This is a genomic window from Sorangium sp. So ce836, from assembly GCF_028553905.1.
GTDB lineage: Bacteria > Myxococcota_A > Polyangia > Polyangiales > Polyangiaceae > Sorangium > Sorangium cellulosum_D.
In genome coordinates this window covers 8,413,493-8,435,489 of record NZ_CP102233.1, presented here as the reverse complement: position 1 = coordinate 8,435,489, position 21,997 = coordinate 8,413,493, and the positions used below count along the sequence as shown (strand labels likewise).

General features: G+C 72.8%; 14 protein-coding genes. 5 read left to right on the top strand and 9 right to left on the bottom strand.

Annotated elements, in window-relative coordinates; translation table 11 throughout:
• The first annotated feature begins 2 nt into the window (after positions 1-2).
• Both aroB and NQZ70_RS30360 read left to right on the top strand, forming a co-directional pair.
• On the top strand, positions 3-1,613 hold the full coding sequence (gene aroB, locus NQZ70_RS30365; protein WP_129577343.1) for a 3-dehydroquinate synthase: 1,611 nt from the start codon (positions 3-5) through the stop codon (positions 1,611-1,613).
• A gap of 284 nt (positions 1,614-1,897) precedes the next feature.
• Complete coding sequence (locus NQZ70_RS30360) at positions 1,898-2,251, top strand: response regulator transcription factor (protein WP_129577342.1); 354 nt, start codon at positions 1,898-1,900, stop codon at positions 2,249-2,251.
• Positions 2,252-2,759: 508 nt separating this feature from the next.
• On the opposite strand, the gene NQZ70_RS30355 is transcribed toward NQZ70_RS30360, so the two are convergent.
• Together NQZ70_RS30355 and NQZ70_RS30350 are read right to left on the bottom strand one after the other, a co-directional pair.
• Positions 2,760-3,506 (bottom strand): TenA family transcriptional regulator, encoded by a 747-nt coding sequence (locus NQZ70_RS30355; RefSeq protein WP_129577341.1) that lies wholly within the window; start codon positions 3,504-3,506, stop codon positions 2,760-2,762.
• A gap of 304 nt (positions 3,507-3,810) precedes the next feature.
• The gene (locus NQZ70_RS30350) at positions 3,811-4,416 is read right to left on the bottom strand and encodes a hypothetical protein (RefSeq protein WP_237244180.1); all 606 of its coding nucleotides are present in this window, start codon (positions 4,414-4,416) and stop codon (positions 3,811-3,813) included.
• A gap of 527 nt (positions 4,417-4,943) precedes the next feature.
• On the opposite strand from NQZ70_RS30350, the gene NQZ70_RS30345 reads away from it, so the two are divergent.
• A complete protein-coding gene (locus NQZ70_RS30345) occupies positions 4,944-5,720 on the top strand; it encodes a chlorite dismutase family protein (protein ID WP_129577340.1) in 777 nt (258 codons plus the stop codon).
• Between the two features lie 43 nt (positions 5,721-5,763).
• On the opposite strand, the gene NQZ70_RS30340 is transcribed toward NQZ70_RS30345, so the two are convergent.
• From NQZ70_RS30340 to NQZ70_RS30320, 5 genes are all read right to left on the bottom strand, one after another.
• The gene (locus tag NQZ70_RS30340) at positions 5,764-7,542 is read right to left on the bottom strand and encodes a phospho-sugar mutase (protein ID WP_129577339.1); all 1,779 of its coding nucleotides are present in this window, start codon (positions 7,540-7,542) and stop codon (positions 5,764-5,766) included.
• Between the two features lie 109 nt (positions 7,543-7,651).
• Positions 7,652-9,052: an acetyl/propionyl/methylcrotonyl-CoA carboxylase subunit alpha gene (locus tag NQZ70_RS30335; RefSeq protein ID WP_129577338.1), complete on the bottom strand. Its 1,401-nt coding sequence runs from the start codon at positions 9,050-9,052 to the stop codon at positions 7,652-7,654.
• 154 nt (positions 9,053-9,206) lie between these two features.
• Positions 9,207-10,370, bottom strand: a complete 1,164-nt coding sequence (gene rlmN, locus NQZ70_RS30330) for a 23S rRNA (adenine(2503)-C(2))-methyltransferase RlmN (RefSeq protein WP_129577337.1) — start codon at positions 10,368-10,370, stop codon at positions 9,207-9,209.
• Positions 10,371-10,463: 93 nt separating this feature from the next.
• A complete protein-coding gene (locus NQZ70_RS30325) occupies positions 10,464-11,612 on the bottom strand; it encodes a glycosyltransferase (RefSeq protein ID WP_129577336.1) in 1,149 nt (382 codons plus the stop codon).
• Between the two features lie 929 nt (positions 11,613-12,541).
• A complete protein-coding gene (locus NQZ70_RS30320) occupies positions 12,542-13,432 on the bottom strand; it encodes a serine/threonine-protein kinase (RefSeq protein ID WP_237245686.1) in 891 nt (296 codons plus the stop codon).
• Positions 13,433-13,998: 566 nt separating this feature from the next.
• Here NQZ70_RS30320 and NQZ70_RS30315 point away from each other — a divergent pair.
• Positions 13,999-17,859, top strand: coding sequence for a serine/threonine-protein kinase PknK (locus NQZ70_RS30315; RefSeq protein ID WP_129577335.1), 3,861 nt, complete (start codon positions 13,999-14,001; stop codon positions 17,857-17,859).
• Positions 17,860-18,162: 303 nt separating this feature from the next.
• Here NQZ70_RS30315 and NQZ70_RS30310 read toward each other — a convergent pair whose 3' ends face one another.
• Positions 18,163-18,444 (bottom strand): pyrimidine/purine nucleoside phosphorylase, encoded by a 282-nt coding sequence (locus NQZ70_RS30310; RefSeq protein WP_129577334.1) that lies wholly within the window; start codon positions 18,442-18,444, stop codon positions 18,163-18,165.
• A gap of 782 nt (positions 18,445-19,226) precedes the next feature.
• Here NQZ70_RS30310 and NQZ70_RS30305 point away from each other — a divergent pair.
• The gene (locus NQZ70_RS30305; RefSeq protein ID WP_129577333.1) at positions 19,227-19,610 is read left to right on the top strand and encodes a hypothetical protein; all 384 of its coding nucleotides are present in this window, start codon (positions 19,227-19,229) and stop codon (positions 19,608-19,610) included.
• A 117-nt stretch (positions 19,611-19,727) separates the two neighbouring features.
• On the opposite strand, the gene NQZ70_RS30300 is transcribed toward NQZ70_RS30305, so the two are convergent.
• On the bottom strand, positions 19,728-21,767 hold the full coding sequence (locus NQZ70_RS30300; RefSeq protein ID WP_207217514.1) for a membrane dipeptidase: 2,040 nt from the start codon (positions 21,765-21,767) through the stop codon (positions 19,728-19,730).
• Positions 21,768-21,997: the final 230 nt, after the last annotated feature.

The window sequence follows — 21,997 nt, the reverse complement described above, 5'->3', positions numbered from 1 at the left end:
CCATGGAACTCCTCCCCGACGCTCCTCCGCTCCTGCTCACCGGCTTCATGGGGACCGGCAAGTCCACCGTGGGCCGCATCGCCGCCGCGCGCGCGGGCCTCCCGTTCATCGACCTCGACGACGCCATCGCGGCCGAGGCCGGCGAGGGCGTCCCGTCGCTCTTCGCCACCCGCGGCGAGGCCGCCTTCCGCGCGCTCGAGGCGGCGACCCTGCGCCGGCTCCTCGCCACGCGGGGCCCGCGCGTCATCGCCCTCGGCGGCGGCGCCCTGGTCGATCCCGCGCTCCGCCTCGAGGCGCTCGAGCGCGGCTGCGTCGTCGCGCTCAGCGCGACCCCGCGCACGATCGCCGCGCGCACGCCGAGCGGCGGCCGCCCGCTGCTCGACGGCGCGCCGGATCGGGAGGCGCGCGTCCGCGAGCTCCTCTCCGCGCGCGCCTCCGTCTACGCCGAGGCCCACGCGCGCGTCGTGACGGACGGCGTCTCCCCGGAGGACGTCGCCGCGCGCGTCCTCCGCGCCTACGCGGATCGCCCGCTCTTCGTGCCGCTCGGCGACAAGAGCTACGCCGTGCGCATCGCCGCCGACGGGGCGGCGTCCGCGGCCGACGCCGTCGCCGCGCTCTCGCCGTCGTCGGTCTTCGTCGTCACGGACGAGAACGTGAGCCGCCTCTGGGGCGCGCCGCTGCTCGACGCGCTCGCGGCGCACGCGAAGCCGGCCGCGGCGGTCACCGTGCTCACGCCCGGCGAGGAGCACAAGCGGCTCGCCGCCGTCGAGGCGGCGCTCACGGCGATGATCGACGCGGGCGCCGATCGCGACGCGGTGGTGCTCGCGCACGGCGGGGGCGTGGTGACCGACATCGGCGGCTTCGCCGCGTCCACGCTCCTGCGCGGCGTCCGCTGGGTCGCGGCGCCGACCACGCTCCTCTCGATGGTCGACGCCTCGGTCGGCGGCAAGACCGGGGTCGACCTCGGCCCCGCGAAGAACGCCGTCGGCACCTTCCACCAGCCGTCGGCGGTCGTCGCGAGCCCGGCGGCGCTCGCGACCGAGACCGACCGCGCCTTCCGGAGCGGGCTCGCCGAGGTGGTGAAGTCGGCCTGCATCGCCGATCCGGAGCTGCACGCGCTGCTCGAGCGCGAGGCCGACCGCGTCCTCGCGCGCGACCCCGGTCTCCTCGCCGAGCTCATCCGCCGCTCGATCGCCGTGAAGGCGGCCATCGTCGCCCGCGACGAGCGCGAGTCGGGCGACCGCGCCCTCCTGAACTTCGGCCACACGCTCGGGCACGCGCTCGAGGCCGAGGGCGGGTTCGTCCGGCTGGCGCACGGCGAGGCGGTGTCGCTCGGCATGGTGGCGATGCTCCGCGTCGGCTGCTCGCTCGGCGTGACCGACCGCGCGGCGGCCGACCGGGTGGTCCGCCTGCTCGCCCGGCTCGGGCTGCCCACGCGGCTCGAGGACGAGCCGGTCTCCGCCGCGCTGCGCTTCCTGTCGCTCGACAAGAAGCGCCGCGGCTCGTCGGTCCGGACGGTGCTGATGCGCGACATCGGCAGCACGTTCATGGAGCCGATGCCGCTCGACCGCCTCTCGTCGCTCCTCGAGCGCGCGGCGGCCGGCGCGGCCTGACCCGAGCCGCTTCGCAGCGGGCGCGACGAGAGCGCTGCTGGCGCCGGCGGCGCTCGCGGCGTCGCGCGGCGCGCCCGGGACAGCCCAGCTCCTGGCAGGGCGGTGCGTCGCAGCGCGCCCTCGTCGCCGCGCGCCGCCGACGCGCGCGGCGGTTGCGCTGACGATGAAGAAAATCGCTCAGCGTTGAATCTCCTCGAAAAAAATCCCGGCACACGGCCCCCGTCGTCCGCTTCGCGCTATCTTTCCCGGCGCCAATGGTGCCCTCGACAAAAAAGAGAGTCTTGGTGGTGGAGGACGAGGAGGACACGGCGACGATGATCGCCCGATTCCTCAGCGACGAGTTCGACACCGTGATCGCGACGAACGGGGTCGACGGTCTCGCGCTGGCCCAGCAGGAGCCGCGGCCGGATCTGGTGATCGTGGACATCATGATGCCGAAGCTCGACGGGGTGAGCATGACGAAGCGGCTCCGCGAGGACGATTCGATGCGGCGGGTGCCGATCATCTTCCTGACCGCCAAGTCGGATCCGATGGACGTCATCGCCGGCATCCAGGCCGGCGCGCGCCACTACATCACGAAGCCCTTCGTGCTCGACGACCTCAAGAAGAAGGTCCGCAAAGCCGTCTACGGCCGCTAGAGCGGGGCTCACCCGCTGCGGATACGAGCCCATCTCGGCGTTTTCGGTGCTCGGCGTACTGGAGTACGCCTGTGCGCCGAAAACGCCGATCTGGGCCCGTCTCCTGTGCGGGTGAGCCCCGCTCTGGGTTCCAAGTGGCGGGGGGAGGGAGCCGGCGGGGCGCGTGCGAGAGCGCCGGCCCGCGGCGGACACGCGGCGGGAGGGGCGCTCCAGCGCCGGATGAGTGTGAAGGCGCGAGAAGATGGGTGAAGAAGATCGCTTGGGGCTCTCGGCGTCTGGGACGTTTCTCGTCGTGAGCCGATCGGTTTCTGCCGTGCCTCGGAGCGCCGCGAGCCAGGAATTCTGACGGTTTCTGCTGCCGTCGCGCAGCTGGAGTGTGCAGCGAATGCCTTGTTTCCTGATGGCTTGTCAGGAGAATTCTTATCCCCGGCTCCGCAGGTCGGGCAGCCGCGCAGGGCGGCGATGGGGCGGGCGCGGGAAGGGCGGCGGGGAGCGGCGGGGGACGGCGTCAGCTGCCGCCGCGGTGCGGGACGCTGCAGGCCTTCAGGGCGCGCTCGAACAGCTCGAGCGAGCGCGCGACGCTCGAATGCACCCGGCGGATCTCCTCCGCCGACGTCGTCGCGAGCTTCACGATCTCCAGCGCCTCGCGCGGGTGCGCGTCGTCGTAGTTCGCATGCGCCGCGAGCCACGTCAGCGACTTGCTCCCCTCGCCGTAGAGCTTCGTGAACGCCGGCAACACCACGCGCGACCACTCGCCCGTGATGCCCTCGATCGCATAGTTGACCGCGCCGACCGCCTCCGCGAGCGAGCCGCGGTACGACACCGACCAGAGCCACTCGAAGAGCGACGCGACCTCCGGCGTCGGACGGTGGCTCGTGATCTCCGAGGCGCTGATGCCGTGCCCCGCCGCCCAGTCGAGGTACCAACGCACGTGCAGCGCCTCGACCCGGATGTTGCCGATGAGCCAGTCGCGCACCAGGAAATCGCGCGGCGTCTGGCCGTAGGTCGTCTTGGCAAGGCTGAGCCCCATGTACTTCGGGAACGCCTCGACCACACAGAAGAACTCCCGGATCAGCACGCTCCAGGTCTCGTGGTCGACAGGCTCCGTCAACGTCCGCGCAATCGGCGGCGTATAAACCGCCGCCTTCCACTGATCGGCCAGGGACTCGAGCATGTCCTCGACCCAGACCGGATGCGGCGTCGCCTTAAGGCTGTCCTTGACTTCCTTGTGCCGCTGCGAGCGAGGTGAGAGCATGAAATTACCTGGAGGGTTGCTGGGTCAATCTCCCTCGTGACTGCCCGCCGGTCTCCACCCCACCACATCCCCTCAGGCTGACCGGCCAGCGGCCGTCAGGAGACAAGTCGCGGCGCGGGCACGATGCTGACGCCCAGGCTCACTGGACGAACGAGCCAGCACGATGACCTCGCCATGAGAGGCTTCGTGTACATATGTGTCCCGCCTGCACCAGTCTGGATCGGGGCGGAGGAAGAAGTCAATAGACAAACGAGGGCGCCGGCGGGACGAAGCACGAAGCGAAGGCCGAGCCCCCGCAGGTCGTTCACCAGACCACCTCGGAGAGGCATTCGGTCGCCCCGCGGAACCGGCACCGCTGGTGCGTCACCTTCGGGGTGGACGCGCCGCACAAGAGCAGCGCCTGCTCGACCCAGCCGCAGACGCCGTCTCCGCAGTTCATCGCCGAGGGCCCCTCGTCGTCCCCGGTGGGGCCCGTGATGGTCAGCACCCACTCCCGCGGCTTCACCATCCGCGGGAAGACCTTGCCGGCGTCGAAGTAGCGCGACCAGAACATTCCAGTGCGGGCGACGATCGTGTCGGGCATCGCGATCGAGAGCGCGAACTTCAACACCGTATTGAGGTCGCGATCCGCGACGTAGCGGGCAAACCGCTTGATCTCGGCGGCCTGGTCGTTCGCTGTCCGCACGTGCGTTCGCAGGGCCCGGTTCCAGACGCCGATCGGGTACCAGCTGCTCGCCAGCAGCGGCTGATTCAGTACGTCCCGGTCTGACTTGGGCAGCGAGGTCACCAGCCGCTCCCAGGCCCCCGCGTCGCGGTTCGTCGTGACGAACGACCGGAGGTTGACCAGCAACGTCCCTTTGCATTTGCCGGGGGGGATCGAGGATTTGCTCTTCGTATCGTACGTCTTCATCGCGGCGAACCTACGGCGGGAAGCCCCGGCGACGCCGAGCCCCATCGCGGGCGCGGCGCGTGCAGTCTCGGGCGGGAAGCTCGTCCCGGGAGCACATCGTCGGGGCAACTCCAGGAGTCGTGGTTGTTCATTGCAGGGGAGCGTGAGTCGGGCTCGATGGCAAGAGATGATTACGCGGGAGCAGGCGCGCGACACGGGCCGCCGCGGCCCAGGGCAAGATCACGTCGTTGTCCAGCTCTCCTTTCGACCCGACACGCCATACCTCAGGGAGGCCGCGTCGGGATCCGTAGGCGGGTAGAGGTGTAACGCGCATTACGCGACTTCGTGCGGCGGCGGGCGCCGGCGCGCCCTCCGGCGGTGCGCCGCGGCGCTGCGGGGGCGCGCGTCCGGGCGAGCGGGCCGCGACCCGGGGGCGAAGGGGGCGGCGGCGCGGGCCGGGCGGCCCGCCGCGGAGGCCCCGCACGCCGCGGCCGAGGTGATGCGCCTCGCAGTTGCCGTCCTCCGCGAACCTCGGTACGCCTACGCGCATGAGCGAATCCACGACGGGCCGGCCCGGCGCCGGCCACGCGGAGCCCGAGCTGCCGCACATCGACGTCGCCGAGCGGGGGGCGCCGCGCGACGGCCGGCCGCAGGTCATCGACCGCCGCCTGTTCATGCAGCTGCTCGTGTTCCGCTGCCCCAGCGCCGCCGATCCGGCGGCGCTGACCGCAGCGGCCGGCCAGGCGCTGTCCTCCGAGCGCGTGGGCGCGGTGATCTACGAGGACCTCAGCGATCCGCGCGGGATCGCGGTGCTCACGTGGGCCGAGGACCCGGCCGTCTTCGTCCAGACCGTCCGGCCGGCGCTCAACCGCGGCGAGCTCCGCGCGCTGGAGCTCCGCCCCGACTTCACGATGCTCGGGCGCACGTACTCGACCGGCTACGAGCAGGACCTCGACTACTGGCTGCTCCGGCGCCCGTCCGAGACCGTCCTCAACCCCGCCTGGCCGTGGGCGGTGTGGTACCCGCTGCGCCGCAGCGGCACGTTCGCCAAGCTCGACGGGCGCGAGCAGGGGAGCATCCTGCGCGAGCACGGCACCATCGGCCGCGCCTACGGCGCGCAGGACCTCGCGCACGACATCCGCCTCGCGTGCCACGGCCTCGACGCCCGCGACAACGAGTTCGTGATCGGGCTCGTCGGCAAGGAGCTCCACCCGCTCTCCCACATCGTCCAGGCGATGCGGAAGACCCGGCAGACCGCGGAGTTCATCAGCCAGATGGGCCCGTTCTTCGTCGGCCGCGCCGCCTTCCGCAGCCCCGGCGGCTGACGGGGGCCGTCAGCCCGCGAGCCCAGGCGGCTGACGGCCCCCGTCAGCCGACGCCGGCGAGGGCCGAGAACGCCCTCGCCAGCGCGTCGAGCCGCGCCGCAGCGCGGGCCTCGGCGTCCGCCAGCGGCTCGCCGGCGGCGACCTCCTCGCGCACGTCGAAGTAGAACTTGATCTTCGGCTCGGTGCCGCTCGGGCGCGCGATGATCCGGCTGCCTCCGTCGAGGTCGTACGCGAGCACGTTGCTCGGCGGCAGGACGAGCGGCTCGGCCCGGCCGTCGGCCGAGGTGCGCGTGCGCGCCTCGAAATCGCGCCACGCCGCCACGGGGACGCCGCCGATCTCGGCCGGCGGGCTCTTCCGGAGCGCGGCCATGATCGCCGCGATCTTCTCGACGCCGTCGACGCCGCGCAGCGTGTAGGAGCGCTGCCCGCTCACGTAGAGGCCGTGCTTGCGGTGGATCGCCTCGAGCTCGTCGAGCAGCGTCTTGCCCTCGGCCTTGCGCACCGCCGCGAGCTCCGCGAGCGCCACCGCGGCGCTGATGCCGTCCTTGTCGCGCACGGTCGAACCGATCGTGTAGCCGAGCGCCTCCTCGAAGCCGAACACGAAGCGTGCGCCGGTCGAGCGCTCGATATCCATCGCCCGGTTGGCGATCCACTTGAACCCGGTCAGCGTCTCCTCGTAATGCACCCCGAGCGACGCGGCGATCACGCCGAGCAGCGGGGTAGAGACGCACGAGGCCAGCACGAGGCGACGCTCGTTCGCGGCGCCCCCGGCGCCCCCCTCGGTGAGCAGGTAATGGCCGAGCAGCACGCCGACCTGGTTGCCCGTCAGCTGCACGAGCTCGCCGTCCGGGCGCCGCACCGCCACGGCGAGCCGGTCGACGTCCGGATCGTTGGCGAGGACCAGATCGGCGCCCTCCTTCTTCGCGAGGGCGAACGCCAGGTCCATGGCGCCCTTCTCCTCGGGGTTCGGGAACGTGACCGTGGGGAACGCGCCGTCCGGCTCGGCCTGCTCGGGCACGCTCGTCACGCGCGTGAAGCCCGCCCGCTCGAGCGCCTTGCGGACGAGGCGGTCGCCCACCCCGTGCAGCGGCGTGTAGACGATGCGCAGGCCGCGATCGCCGTCGCTCCGCGGCGAGGCGCCGAGGATCGCGCGGAGGTAGCGCTCCTCGAGGTCCTCGGGGAAGTCGCGCACGAGGCCCTTCTGCCGCGCCTCGTCGAAGGGCATGCGCGGGACCTGATCCGCCGGCGGCGCGGCGTCGATCGCCGTCGCGATGCCGGTGTCGTGCGGTGGGATGATCTGTGCGGCGTTGTCCCAGTAGACCTTGTAGCCGTTGTATTCGGGCGGGTTGTGGCTCGCGGTCACCATCACGCCGGCCGCCGCGCCGAGGTGGCCGACCGCGAACGCGGCGATCGGGGTGGGGCAGGGGACGGGCGAGAGGTGGCTCGGGATGCCCGCGGCGGCGAGGGCGCAGGCGGTGTCCTCGGCGAACTCGCGGCTCCTCCGGCGGGCGTCGTAGCCGACGACCACGCCGGCGCTCCGCGCCTTGTCGCCGAGCGTGGCGAGGAGATACCGGGCGAGCCCGGCGGTCGTCCGCAGGATGACGGCGCGGTTCATCCGGCTCTCGCCGGCGCCGAGGACGCCCCGGATGCCGGCGGTGCCGAACTCCAGGGGGCCGGCGAAGCGCTCGGCGAGCTCGGCGCGGACGCCTTCCTCGCCCGCCCTGGCCGCGTCGATGAGCCGGCGCAGCTCGCTCTGGGTCTCCGGATCGGGGTCGTGGGCGAGCCAGCGCTCGGCGGGCTCGAGGACGAAGTCGTGGCTCACGACATCATCTTTAATTCAAGCCGGCCGAGGTGTGCACCAGGCGCGCGCGATTCGGCGCGCGGCGCGCCGGATCGCGGCGCGCCGCGCCGGGGCCGCCCGGGCCGGCGCGCTATCCGGCCTTCTTGCCGGCGGCGAGCGCCTCGGCGAAGCGCGTGTCGTACTGCCCGCGGCGAAAGTCGGCGTCCGCCAGGATCTGGCGGAGGAACGCGAGGTTCGTCGCGGCGGGGCCCGCCGGGCCGGCGAGCTCGATCGTCGTCTCGGCGAGCGCCCGGTCGAGGCGGGCGATCGCGTCGTCGCGCGTCGGCCCGTGGGCGACGATCTTGGCGAGCAGCGGATCGTAGAACGGCGTCACCTCGAGCCCCTCGGCGACGCCGGTCTCGATCCGCAGGTCGTCGCCCGCGGCCGGCCAGCGGAGCGCGGCGATGCGCCCGGGCTGGGGCGCGAACTTCTTCGCCGGATCCTCGGCGTAGAGCCGCGCCTCGATCGCGTGGCCGCGGTACGCGTGGTCCCGGACCTCCGGCGCGAGCGGCTCGCCCGAGGCGATGCGGATCTGGTGCTCGACAAGGTCGAGCCCGGTGCACATCTCGGTGACGCAGTGCTCGACCTGGAGCCGCGCGTTGACCTCGAGGAAGTAGAGCTCGCCGCTCTCCGCCGCGACGAACTCGACGGTGCCGGCGCCGATGTAGCCGGCGCCGGTCACGACCCGGAGGGCGCTCTCGTGGAGCGACCGCCGCCGGGCCTCGCCCGCCTCCCCCTGGAAGAACGCGGCGGGGGAGGGGGTCTCCTCGACGATCTTCTGGTGCCGGCGCTGCGCGCTGCACTCGCGCTCGCCGAGCGCGACCGCGCCGCCCTTCCCGTCGCAGAGCACCTGCACCTCGATGTGGCGCGGGCGCTCGATGTACCGCTCCATGTACACGCGCGGGTCGCCGAACGCGGAGCGGCCGCGATCCGAGCACGCGGTGAGGGCGCGGGCGAGCTTGCCCGGCTCGGCGACGATCTGCATGCCGATGCCGCCGCCGCCGCCCGCGGCCTTGACCAGGAGCGGGAAGCCGATGCTCTCGGCGGCGCGCTGGGCGGACTCGAGATCGGCGGGGTCGACCGGGCCGCCCGTGCCCGGCGGCGGGAACACGTCGGCGCCGCGCGCCTGCTCGCGCGCGAGGATCTTGTCGCCGAAGACGTGGAGCACCGCGGGCGGCGGGCCGATGAACGCGATGCCGGCGTCGAGGACCGCCGCGGCGAACGCCTCGTTCTCGCTGAGCAGCCCGTAGCCGGGGTGGATGCCGTCGGCGCCCGTCGCGCGGGCCGCCTCGACGATCGCGTGGATGACCAGGTAGCTGTCCTTGACCGGCGGCGGCCCGATGCGCACCGCCTCGTCGGCCATGGCGACGTGCGGCGCGCCCGCGTCCGCGTCCGAGTACACGGCGACCGTCGCGATCCCGAGCCGTTTGCAGGTCCGGAGGACGCGGCAGGCGATCTCTCCACGGTTGGCGACGAGGATCTTCTTCAACACGGCCGACAGCTACGCCCCCGCGCGGCGGGGCGTCAAGGCGCTCGCGGCGGCCGACGCTCCCCCCATGCGCCGCCCGACGGCGTCGTACGGCGGCGCCTGGCGAGCGCGCGCACGGGCCCGCTCGGCTGACCGCGCGGGCCTCGCGCCCGCGCGCTCAGCCGAGCGCGCGCCGCACCTTGGGCTTGGCCCCGAGCAGCACGAGCTGGCCGCAGGCCGCCGAGACGTCGTCGCCGCGCCGGCGGCGCACGAAGCACGAGTACCCCGCCTGGGTGAGCACCTCCTGGAACGCGGCCACGCGCTCCTGGGCCGGCGGGCCCAGCGAGGAGGCCTCGATCGGGTTCATCGGGATGAGGTTGATCTTCACCGGGAGCCCGCGCAGGAGCTTCGCCAGCCGGCGCGCCTCGGCCGGATCGTCGTTCTGCCCGGCGACGAGCGTGTACTCGATGGTGATGCGCCGGCGCCGCGGCAGCGGGTAGGCGCGCAGCGCCGCGAGCAGCTCGTCGAGCGGGTACTTGCGGTTGATGGGCATCAGCGCCGAGCGGGTCTCGTCGTCCGCGGCGTGCAGCGAGATCGCCAGCGCGATCTGCCCGCCGAAATCCGCGCCGAGCCGCGCGATCTCCGGGACGAGGCCCGACGTGGACACCGTGACCCGCCGCGTCGAGAGGTTGATCCCCTCCGGGTGCGTGAGCAGGCGCAGCGAGCGCGCGGTGTTCTCGTAGTTGTGGAGCGGCTCGCCCATGCCCATGTAGACGACGTTGCGGAGGTCCTCGCCCTCCTCGAGCATCGCGCGCCCGAGCAGCACCTGGCCCGCGATCTCCTCGGCGCCGAGGTGGCGCTTGAGCCCCGCCACGCCGCTCGCGCAGAACCCGCACCCCATCGCGCAGCCGACCTGCGTGGAGATGCACTGGGTGACGCGGACGCGCGGCGCCGCGCCGGCCTCCGCCTCCGCGTCGTCGTCCTCGTCGTCGGCCGCCGCCGCGTCGGCGTCGAGCTGCGCCGGCGAGCCGGGCCCCGACACCGACGGGAGCAGGACCGTCTCGATCGTCGCGCCGTCGCGGAGGCGCAGGAGCAGCTTGCGCGTGCCGTCCTCGGAGCGGTGGACCCGCTCGGGCGTCAGCACCTCGCCGAGCCCCTCCGCGGCGAGGTGCTCGCGCAGCCGCGCCGGGAGGTTCGTCATCGCCGCCGGATCCAGGACGCCGCGGCGATGGATCCAGTGGAAGACCTGCTTCGCCGTGAACGCCCGCTCTCCGCGGGCAGCCAGCGAGGTCGACCACTCCTCGGGCAGGCGAGCGGCGGGGTGAAGCGGGGTGGAGCGCACCACCGTGGCGTACTGCGCGCCGACCCGAGCGGCAAGGGCACGAGCGCGGCGCGGCCGCCAGCGCCGAGCGCGGGCGCCCGCGCCGGCCTCAGGTCAGCTCTGCGTCTCGGCGTGCGCCGCGGCGAGCTGCCCGTCGCGGTCGCGGCGCGCCCGCGTCCGGCTCGCGGCCTCGAGCGCCTCGCGGGTGTAGCGCTCGAGCGCCTCGGCCCGGTGCATCGCCGTGTGCTCGGCGAAGACGCGCTGCCGCGCCCGCTGGCCCACGGTGAGGCGCTTGTCCTCCTTCATTTCCCGGAGCTTCCGGAGCACGTCCTCCGGCGTGCGGACGAGGAGGATCTCCTCGCCGGGCTGGAAGAACGTCTCGATCCCGGGCCAGGTGTCGCTCAGGACCGGGGTCCCGCACGCGGCCGCCTCGAACAGGCGCGCGCTCGGCGACCACCCGGACTCGACCATGGCCCGGCGGGTCAGGTTCAGCGTGAAGCGCTGGGCGTTGTAGAAGATGCGGTGCTCGTCGGGCGGCAGGTGCTCCGTCCGGGTGACGTTCTCGGGCCACGCGAGCGAAGACGGGTATTGCGCGCCCGCCACCGCGAAGCGCCCGCGGCGCATGCGCCGCGCGGGCTCGAGCAGGAGCCGCTCGACCGCCGCCTGCCGGTCGTCGCTGTACGTGCCGAGGTAGCCGAGATCCCAGCGCATCGGCGTCGGCTGCGGGTAATACACGTCGGTGTCGGCCGCACAGTAGAGGGCCCGCGCGCGCACCGCGCCGTGGCTGCGCTCCAGCCGCTCCAGCGTCGGGCCGCCCGTCGCCGACAGGTAGAGGTCGTACCGCGGGATCAGCGCCGGCGTGAGGTACGCGTGGTCCCCGTGAGCGAGCCGGCCCAGCGTGACCGGCGTGTCGAGGTCGTAGAACGCGGCCTTGCCGCGGGCCTCCTCCGTGATCCACGCCCCGACGGTGGCCCCTTCCGGGACGAAGGAGCCGACCACCACGAGATCGGCTTCGCGCACCGCGCGTGAGAATCGATCGCGGAGCTCGGTAACGCTCGAGTACTGCTCGGTCGCGCCGTAAGGCGGGTTGGGCAGGTCGCGGTGCTGATCGTAGATGGAGAGGTTCCGCTCCAGAAAGAGCACGTGGTGGCCGCGCGACGCGAGGGCCCGGAGGAGCGCTCTGTACATCGTGGCGTGGCCGTTGCCCCACGAAGACGTGATGGAGAGTCCCAGGAAGACATAGCGGTAGGTAGGTGTCGTCATAACGTGGTGGCGGCGAGGGTTGAGAGATCCCGGAAGACGTGCCGGCCCGGAGTGGCCGGTCTCGAGACACACCGCGGCGACGCCCGTGAGGCCGGAACCGGCCTCACGGGCGCGGCCAGGCGGCAGGCGGACACGCTGAGCTGGACGAGGCTGGGCCACGTCGCCCGGTTCGGTAACGAGAGCAGCACGTCGATCCGGTTGCCCTGGCGCCGCGCGAGCGGGCGCGGCGACGAGCGAGCGAACCCCGGATTAACATGCGTGCTCACGCTCTGCAATCCTGCGAGATGCGGTTTCTCATCGGAAGAGGCGTATTCCCCGTCAGGACCTTAGGCGATAAGGCCCGGACTGATCTCGAGACGATTCACGGCGCAGAATCGTAAGATGCTGAGGGATAAAGCGGCTCGATCGCGCAAAGCACCCGCGGCGAGGCAACCGGCCTGTGCGGCGAAGGGCAGATTCGAAGAGATGATGAGAAAACCGAGGGCGCTATCGTAATGGTCAGCCGCGGCTGCTGGTCGAACGGAGCGCTGGCGGGAGCTCCCGCACCGGAACGCCGCGGCAGCGCGTGAGACGTCGCCGGCGCCGGCGCGGCCCGATGAGCGCGCCGCCGCCGGCCGTAGGGGCGACGGACCTCTGCGCTGCCGGCCTCGATGAAGGCGCAGCGGAGCGCGCGCGCGCAGGGGGCCGCCGTCCGGTCAGGCGCGCCGTCGGAGGGCCGGGCTCAGCCGGCGCCGTGGGGCGCGGTCACGCGCTGGGGCGCGGTCACGCGCTGGGGCGCGCGGAGAAATCGGCAGGGGAGCGGGAAGGCAGGAGGCGCCGCGGGCCGCCTTCCTGCTCAGAGAAGGCGTTGCCGTGGAGCGCGGCGCGATCGCCTGGGGGGGGTGTCCAGCCTGGAGCGGCGGGGCGCGGCGCCGATGCCGCCGCGACGTTCAGGTGGCGGGGCGCAGCCCCCGCCAGCCGTCGAGCACCTCGGCGATGTTGGCGAAGCGGCGGTCTGGGCTGTGGGCGAGGCCCCGGTTCACGAACACCTCGACATGCTTGTCGACCGGCGGCGGCATGAGGTTGCCGAGGCGGCGCGGCGGCGTCCTCGTCTTCAGGTCGGCGAGCATCATCAGGTTGCGCGCGGCGTAGGGGAGCTCGCCGGTGAGCGCCTGAAAGACCACCGTCATGGCCGCATACAGGTCGGCCCGGTGATCCACCGTCTTGCCCTTCACGAGCTGCTCCGGCGGCGCGAACCTGAAGTCGCCGAGACACCGGCCCGGCAAGCTCGCCGGCTCGTCGGAGAGCGCGGGCGGGAGCTTGCACGAGCCGAGATCCAGCAGCGTCAGCCGCTCGCCGTCCGGGCCCCGGTCGAGGAGCACGTTCGTGGAGCTGATGTCGCGGTGGATGATGCCAATCTCGTGCAGCTCGGCGATCGCCAGCCAGAGCTGCTCGACCAGCGGGTGCAGGGCGGCGAACGGGATCGGCCCCAGCCGGGCGAGGCGGTCGCCGAGGAGCTCGCCCTCGCGCAGCTCGAACACGAGGAGGGGGCCGTGCTCCGGGTCCTTGCCGCCGTCGATCGACGGCAGCGTGTGCGGGCCCCGCAGCCGCTGGCACGCCGCCGCCTCGCGCCGGAAGCGCGCTCCGGCCTCCTCCAGGGGCATGCGCTCCGGCGCGCTGAGCACGCCCCCCGGGTCCAGCCGCACCGGAGGCTCGCCGAGCACCTTCACCGCGACGCGGCGGCCAGCGCTCGCGTCCTCGGCGCTGAACACTTCACCGAGGCCTTCGCGGCGGAGATGACGCACCACGCGGTAGCGCTGGAGCAGTAAGGTTCCGGGCACGATTGACAAGAGCGGCCTCCTTCGCTTGACAAAGGGGGTCCAGCGCGTTCCGGTCGCCTCCCCCCAGTCCCCAGACAAGCTCATTTATCACGCGGGCGCGACAGAGGAAGCGCCGCGCGCGTCGCGGGGTGAAAAGGAGGCCGCGCCTACACCTGCCACGCCGCCTCGCCCGGCCGCTGTGCTCGAGGTCGCCTGGACGAAAAAGTATCATGGCGTGGGCGAGGGGGAGGGGGGGCGAGCGCCGCCGGCCGGGCGCGCTGTCACGGCAGGGCGCGGCAGGGCGCGCCGGGGCGCGCCGGGGCGCGCCGGGGCGCGCCGGGGCGCGGCCGGACGCGAGGGCAGGGGCGCGCGGGGGCCTCTACGCCGTAGAGTTGCCCGTGGCCGCGCTCTCTGGCGACGATGCGTGCTGGAGCGCGGTAATCGGCGGTGATTGCATCGAGGAGGCGGGGCCTCGCGGCGCGCGGCTCCGGCGACTGGCCAGCACCCCCGAACCGCTGGTCATTCTCGTGAACTTCGCGTAGCTCCCACAAAGGACGGACGATCCGCGGGGAGCGGCGGCAGGGGCAATGCGAGCGGGAAACGTCATCGACGGCCGGTTCGAGATCGTGGAGCTCGCGGGCGCCGGCGGGATGGGCCACGTCTTCCGCGCGTACGACCTCGCGACCGGCGAGACGGTCGCCCTCAAGGTCCTCCAGAACGCCGCCTCCCAGGACTCGAGCCGCCTCGCGCGCGAGGCGCAGGCGCTCGCCACGATCCGGGTGCCGGGGGTGGTGCGGTACATCGCCCACGGCGTCACCGAGCTCGGCCACCCGTACCTCGCCATGGAGTGGCTCACCGGCGAGACCCTCTCGCAGCGCCTCGCCCGGCAGGCGTTCACGCTGGACGAGAGCCTCAAGCTCGCCCGGCGCGTCGCGACCACCCTCGGGTCCGTGCACCGGCTCGGCGTCGTCCACCGCGACCTCAAGCCGAGCAACCTGCTCCTCGTCGGCGGCGCGATCGACCGCGTCACGCTCATCGATTTCGGCGTGGTCCGGATGTCCGGCATCGACCAGCAGCTCACCATGCCCGGCGCCATCCTCGGCACCCCCGGCTACATGGCGCCGGAGCAGGCGCGCGGCGAGGCCCAGGTCGACGCGCGCGCCGACGTCTTCGCGCTCGGCTGCGTGCTCTACAAGTGCGTCTCGGGGCGCGCCCCGTTCCGCGGCGCGCGCGGGCTCGCGGTGCTCGTCAAGGTGCTCCTCGAGGAGCCGCCGTCGCTCCGGTGGCTGCGCGAGGACGTGACCGAGGCGCTCGACGAGCTCGTCACGCGCATGCTGTCGAAGTCGCCCGAGGGGCGGCCGAGCGACGGCAACGCGGTCGCGGCCGAGCTCGCCGCGCTCATGGATCCCGCGGCGATCTCGGTCCGCCCGCCGGCCAGCTCCATCCGCCCGCCGGAGCTCACGACCGGCGAGCGCAAGGTGATGTGCCTCGTGCTCGCGCGCGACGGCCGCGCCCCCGCCGCCGAGGCGGCGCTCCCCGAGGTCGACGAGCAGGCGCGCGCGCAGGCGCTCTCGGCCACGGCGGCGCGCTACAGGGGCCAGCTCGAGCTCGTCGAGGCGCGGCTGCCGCTCGTCGTGCTCTCCGGCGCCGGCGCGACGACCGACCTCGCGGCCCGGGCGGCCCGCTGCGCGCTCGCCGTGCAGGCGCTGCTCGGCGGCGCGCCGGTCGCGGTCGTCACGGGCAGGGCCGAGATCGCCTCGCGCATGCCGATCGGCGACCTCATCGATCGCGTCGTCCAGCTGCTCCCCGAGCGCCGCGCCCCGCCCCGCGCGGCGGCGATCCGCATCGACGAGGTGACGGCGGGGCTGCTCGGGGCGCGCTTCGAGATCACCGCCGACGACGCCGGCCAGTGGCTCCACGGCGCGCGCGAGGAGCCGGACGAGGTGCCGCTGCTGCTCGGTAAGGCGACGTCGTGCGTCGGGCGCGAGCGCGAGCTGTCGCTCATCCGGGACGAGCTCGCCCGGTGCGTCGAGGAGTCGACCCCGAGCGTCGTGCTCGTCACCGGGCCGGCGGGCATCGGCAAATCGCGGCTCCGCCACGAGCTCGTCCGCGCGATCCGGGAGGACGGCGAGCCGGTCGAGGTGTGGCTCGGGCAGGTGGACCCGATGAGCGCCGGCTCGTCGTTCGGCCTGCTCGCGCACGCGCTCCGGCGGGCGATCGGCCTCTCGGAGACCGACGCCGTCGAGGAGCGGCGGCGCAAGGTGCGGGCGCGGGTCGAGCGGCACGCGTCGCTCGACGCGGCGCGCGTGGCGACGTTCCTCGGCGAGCTCGTCGGCGCGCCGTTCCCGGACGACGACGTCCAGCTCCGGGCGGCGCGGCGGAACCCGATGCTCATGGGCGACCAGCTGCGCCTCGCCTGGGAGGACTTCCTGCGCGCCGAGTGCGCGGTGCACCCGGTCCTGCTCGTGCTCGAGGACCTGCACTGGGGCGACCTGCCGACGCTCACGATGGTCGACGCCGCGCTCCGGAACCTGAAGGACCGGCCGTTCATGGTGATGGGGCTCGGCCGCCCGGAGGTGCACGAGCTCTTCCCGAAGCTGTGGGACGAGCGGCGCGGGCACAAGCTCCGCCTGGCGGGGATCTCGCGCCGGTCGAGCGAGCGGCTGGTGCGCCAGGTGCTCGGCGAGCGCGAGAGCCCGGCGCTCGTGGCGACGCTGGTGGAGCGCGCGGACGGCAACGCGTTCTACCTCGAGGAGCAGATCCGCGCCGCGGCGGCGGGCAAGGGCGCGGACCTGCCGGAGACGGTGCTCTCGATGGTGCAGGCGGAGCTCGACGCGCTCGACGTCGGGGCGCGGCGGGCGCTGCGCGCCGGGGCGATCTTCGGCGAGCGCTTCTCGCGGAACGGGGTCGCCGCGCTGGTGGGCCGGGCGGAGGTCGACCGGCTGCTGGCCGAGCTCGAGGCGCGGGAGCTCATCGTCCGGCGCTCGGTCGAGGGCGCGCCGGAGGTGATCGAGTACCGGTTCCGGCACGCGCTCGTGCGCGAGGCGGCGTACGGGATGCTGACCGATCACGATCGCCGCCTGGGCCACCGGCTGGCCGGCGAGTGGCTGGAGCGGACGGGGGCGGCGGACGCGATGGCGCTGGCCGAGCATTTCGAGCGCGGCGGCGAGCCGGCGCGGGCGGCGACGGCGACCCTGCGGGCGGCCGAGCAGGCGCTGCTCGGCAGCGATCTCGGCGCGGCGATCGAGCGGGTGGAGCGCGGCATCGCGCGCGGCGCGTCGAAGGCGACGGCGGGGGCGCTGCGGCTCTGCCAGGCCGAGGCGCACCTCTGGCGCGGCGAGTTCGCGCTGGCGGAGCGGCGGGGGATGGAGGCGCTGGAGCGGCTCTCGCCCGGGTCGGCGCCGTGGTTCTCCGCGCTGACGCAGATGATCCTCGCGGCCTCGAAGCGCGGCAACTACGACCAGCTCGAGCGCCTCCTGCGCGTCGCGCAGAGCACGGAGCCGCGGCGCTCGGCGCGGACGGCGCGGAGCGTGTGCCTGTGCGCGGGCGCCGGGCGGCTCCTCTTCGGCGGGCGGTACCAGCTCGCGGACGAGCTGCTCGACGCGATCGAGCAGGACGCCGAGGAGACCGATCTGGAGGTCGAGGTGCTGGCGCGGCTCCACGAGGCGCGCGCGTACCGGGCGATGGTGGGCGGCGATCCGGGCGCCAGCTTCGCGGGCTTCGAGGCGGCGCTCGCGGCGTTCGAGCAGGCGGGCGATCGGCGCAACGCCTGCTGGGCGCGGAACAACCTCGGCTCCTGCCACGCGGAGCTCGGCGATTTCGAGGGCGCCGAGGCGGCGCTGCGCGCGTCGCTTTCGGACGCGGAGCGGATGGGGCTGCCCGACGCGCGGCTCGGGGCGCTCCTTGGCCTCGGCCCGGTGCTGGCGCGGCTCGACCTCGTCGAGGAGGCGCGGCGGACGGCGGAGGAGGCGATCGCGACGTCGCAGGGGCTCGGCGACGCGCGCCGGGAGGGCGCCGCGCGGACGTGCCTCGCGAGGATCCTGCTCCAGTCGGGCGATCTCGGCGGCGCGGAGCGCGAGGCGCGCGCCGCGGTGGCGATCCTGTACGGCGCGCCGCCGCTGCGCGCGTTCGCGTACGCGGTGCTCGGGCGGGCGCTGCTCGACGCGGGGCAGGCGGTGGACGCGCTCGCGGCGACGACGGAGGCGTTCTGCCTGCTCGAGGCGGTGGGCGCCGAGGTGGGCGAGTCGCTGGTGCGGCTCGCGCATGCCGAGGCGCTCTCGGCGTGCGGCCACCGGCGGGAGGCGATGATGGCGATCGCGTCGGCGCGAGAGCGCTTGCTCGATCGGGCGAGGAAGATCGGGGATCCGGCGTGGCGGGCGAGGTTCCTGGGCAACGTGCCGGACAACGCGGCGACGCTGGAGATCGAGCGCAGGTGGCTCGGGGCGTAGACCGGTGGTAGCGCCCTGCTCCAGCGGGAGAGGGGGGGTTGCCGAGCCGTCCGGCCCCCGGGGAGGGTGCCCGTCGCGCGGGGTGGGCTCGGGCCGAAGTGATGGAGAAGAATTTGAACCACAGAGGCACAGAGGGCACAGAGGGAAGAGAAGAGAGAAATATTTTATCTCCTCTCTTATCTCTCCTCTGTGCCCTCTGTGCCTCTGTGGTTCCTTCTCTCTCCTCTGCTGTCTCTCGGCGTCTGCGTCCCGGCGGGTCCTCGGACCGCCGCCTTCGCTACGCGGCGCCGGCGGTCGCCCGGCTCAGAGGAACTCGCAGAGGTACCCGGCGGGCTGCGCGGCCTTGACGTCGAAGCCGCTCTTGCCGGCCACCTCGAACGACGTCCCCGCCGGGTACACGCGCCATTCCTGAGAGCCGTCGAAGCGGACGGCGAGCTCGCCCGCGACGACGGTCATCCGCTCCGGCGCCTCGGTCGAGAAATGGAACTCGCCGGTGTCGATGACTCCCACCGTCTGCCGGCGCCCGTGGCGCTCGAACCCGACGCTCTGGACGCTGCCGTTGAAGTAGCTGTTGTGCTTGAGCATGGCGCCCTCCTACCGCGTCCTGCGCCGAGAGGCCAGCCTGGACTCGCCCGGTCGCCGCGCGGCCGCGGCCGCGCGCCGCCGCCGGGATCAGGCCGTCTGGGCGCGCGGAACCGCCACCGCGCCTCGGGCGGCAGCAGCCCAGCCGCGACCCAGGCGGCCGGCCGCGCGAGAGCCCAGGCCGGATCGCCCACCCCGAGATCATCGATATCACGTGTGAGCATCGCGTTGTCTTCCAGGCGCGGCAAGCCGCCCACGGCGTGAACGCAAGCGCCGCCTGGGCGCGCGGCGCGCATGCAGGTGGGGGCAAGAAGATTTGCCAGGTGGGGCAAGAAAATTTGCCCTTATCGTGTCTCTGACCATGCGGTACTACCGCGTTGCCAAGGCACGGTCTCGCGCGAGCTCCGCGACGCAGCGACGCCCGGAGGGCCGCTCGTCACGGACAAAGCCACCTCGTGACAGGCCCTGCATTGGCTACAACCTGCATGAGAGAGACCACTGCCGGTAGCTGACCCTGGCGGGGGGCGCCTGGCTTCTGTGGTTCGGCGACACATCGGATTTCGGGGCCCGCGCGCGGGCAGCGCGTGACACCGACGAGACGCCCACCACGGCCACTCCGCTGAAGCGACAGATACCGGAAGTATGAATGGAGGCAGCGCGTGACACACGACATCAAGGGCGAAGAAGGCACACTCCTCGAATCCCAGGATAACCTCCCCGTGGCCCGGCCCGGAGATGACAGGCGAGCCCGGTCGAGCGGGAAGGGTCGAGGCACGACGTTCCTCATGAAGACGGTGATCGCCGTCCTCTCTTCCATGGCGCTCGCAGGCTGCGTCGCACAGGAGGGCGATGAGGCCCTGAGCGATGAGGCCCTGAGCGATGAGGACGTGGGAGAGGCGGAGCAGGCGCTGCAGATCAGCCTCTCGTCGGTGACCTGCAACAGCGGTTGGCCTGGTACGCGGGGCTGCTTCGCGCAGTTCGTCAGCGCGACGGACATCGTCCCCGGTACGATCACCGTGCAGATCGATGGCCACAACGGCGCTCTGGGGTATAGCGCATCCCAGTCCGGGGCCCGGGTCATCAATTTCTCGGCGAGCATCCGCGAGGGCGACGCGTTCAACCCGGGGGTGAACACGACCAAGTTCCTCGTGGCGTGGCTGCGCCAGTAGCGGCGGGACCCGGACCCGACCCGGGTTGGCGGCGACACGGGATCCGACCCGACCCAGGGTCGCCCCACAGGCCAACCTCGGTCGGGTCGCTAGAGCTCCGGGACGGGCGTGGTCGGCTCAGGGGACGGAGCGGCCGACCGTCTCGGCCTTCGTCCACATCTGCGCGAAGCCTTCGGCTCCGTTGTAGAGCCGGTCGATGAGCTGCGCGCCGCCCGGAAGCGCCTCGATGTGCTTGAGGAAGTCCGGGAAGAGCCCGATGTGGACGACCCCCTCCTCGTTGTAATCCCACGAGCGGCCCCCCATCTGGGCCTTGGGGAACCTGGAGTAATCGACGCACGCCTCGGCGGCCGGATCGACGCATCGGTACACGATCTCCATGGCCTGCGTACAGAACATGCGCGTCGTGGCCCGGACACCGGCGCGGCCGTATTCGTCGGGAGACGGAGCCTTGTAAGAGCAGGACGTCCTGGCGTTGCAGGCGCGGCCGACGAGGTCCGTGAGGTTGCCGCTGGTCTGGATGTCGAGGCAGCCGATGCGCGCGGAGCGCACGTCGATCTCGCCCCCCGTGCACCGGAGCTGCGCGGGCGGGTGGCTCCAGGCGTCGCCCGGCACCGCCACCACCTGGTCCCGGGGCGCCTGGCACTCGGGAGAGCGCGGCATGACGACCATCCCGTTGATGTCCGAGCCGAGGGTGATTTGGAGCGGCTTGCCGCCCGACGCGATCGCCGCCACGGCGGCTGCGTTCCGCAGGAAGCTCCGGGCGTCGGAGTCGCCGAATCCGACACCCGCGAGCCCGCCGCGCGCGGCGATCTCCATGTACTGCGCGTTGGTCCGGCCGTTCTCGTTGCCGCTCGATCCGCGGAGCCCGTTGTGCCCCGAGGCGAGCGGATACGGGCCGCCGGGCGTCGAGCGGGTGAACGCGAGCACGTCGCCCACCGTCTTCTGGGACATGTGATCGATGTCGATGAGCATCCCGAGCTTCATCATCTCGTCGATGGCGACGCGGCCCATGGGCAAGAGCCCCAGCCGGTTCTTGTGGCCTTCACCCGGCTGACAGCTCGGGAGCGGGATGTGACCGCCGGCATCGCCGAGCTTCATCAGCTTGAACAGATCGTTCCCCGACCGGATGCGCTTCGTGATGCCCTCTCCGCGGGAGCACTCGAGGTCCCACCATTTCCCCGTCTGGAAGCGGTTGGCGCGCGCTACCTCGTCTTCGTAGGCGGCGGTGCCGCCGAAGAGGTTGTCCGTGAGGTGGACCGGGAACACGTAGCGCACGCCGAGGCCGTGCAGGCGCCTGATCTCCGCGCGGATCTGGGCCTCGGTCGGCGCCGTCTTGTTCCACACGAAGTTGCCGATGTCGTCCAGCTCGACACCGACGATCACCGCGAGCTTGTTCTTCTCCACGATGCGCCGGAGATCGCTGGATGAACGCGCGATCTCCATCCACGTGTCGTGCTTGCCCACGAAGCGGACGAGCTCGGCGATCTGGAGATTGCCCGACTCCCTGTCGTCGATGGGCGGGTTTGCTTCGACGCCGTGGGCGAGTGTGCGGCTGTTGACGGCCAGCGCGACCATCACCCGGAGGCCACCCTCCTTCGCGCGCCGGATCCAGTCGACCCACATCTGCTGGTGCAGGATATCGTTGTGCGCCGGGAAGTGCGCGAACGTCGGATAGCCCACGGGGCGCTCGACCTGGAACGAGCGGATGCCGTGGGATTTCGCCAGCTCCCCGAGCACGATCTGGCGGACGTGATTCCCGCACTTGTTCTTCAAGAAATCGTGACCTCGATGCGTGCTGTAGCTGGTCCCCAGCGCCTCCGCGATGCTGGCGGCGCGCCGCATCGACCCGTTGCACGTGGCGCCCGACATGCCTTGCCCGCTGGGGTCGTAGATTGTCCCCGGCGCCATGAGCACGTCGACGTCGGGAGCGCCGTGGAGCACGTGCCCCCCGAAGCCGAGGTGCGCCATCGGGTGGGTGTGGAGGTCGACGAACCCGCGCAGCGGTCGGCCGGGGGCGTTCAGCGCGGAGTCGAAGATCGGCGAGCGCCGCGCCTGCGCGCTCGCCGGGCCGGGGGCCGCGAGCGTCAGCGTGACCGCGGCGAGCGCGATCCAGGTTGTCGCCAGTGCAGGACCTGCCATCGGGCCGGTTCTCTTCATACCGAATCATCCTCCAGAGGTTTGCGAGCGGCGGAGCCCATGCGAGGATCCACGTTGGCGCCAGCAAGTACCGGAGGGCCAGCGGCACGATAAGGGCAAATTTTCTTGCCGCCCTGTATACGCATCGTGCGCCGGAGCGGCGCTCGCGCTCTCGCCGTGGACAGCCCGCCGCTCCTCCCGGGCAGCGTGATTCCCTCGCGCGCCCCCGCGCGTCGAGCGGACCGTCGACT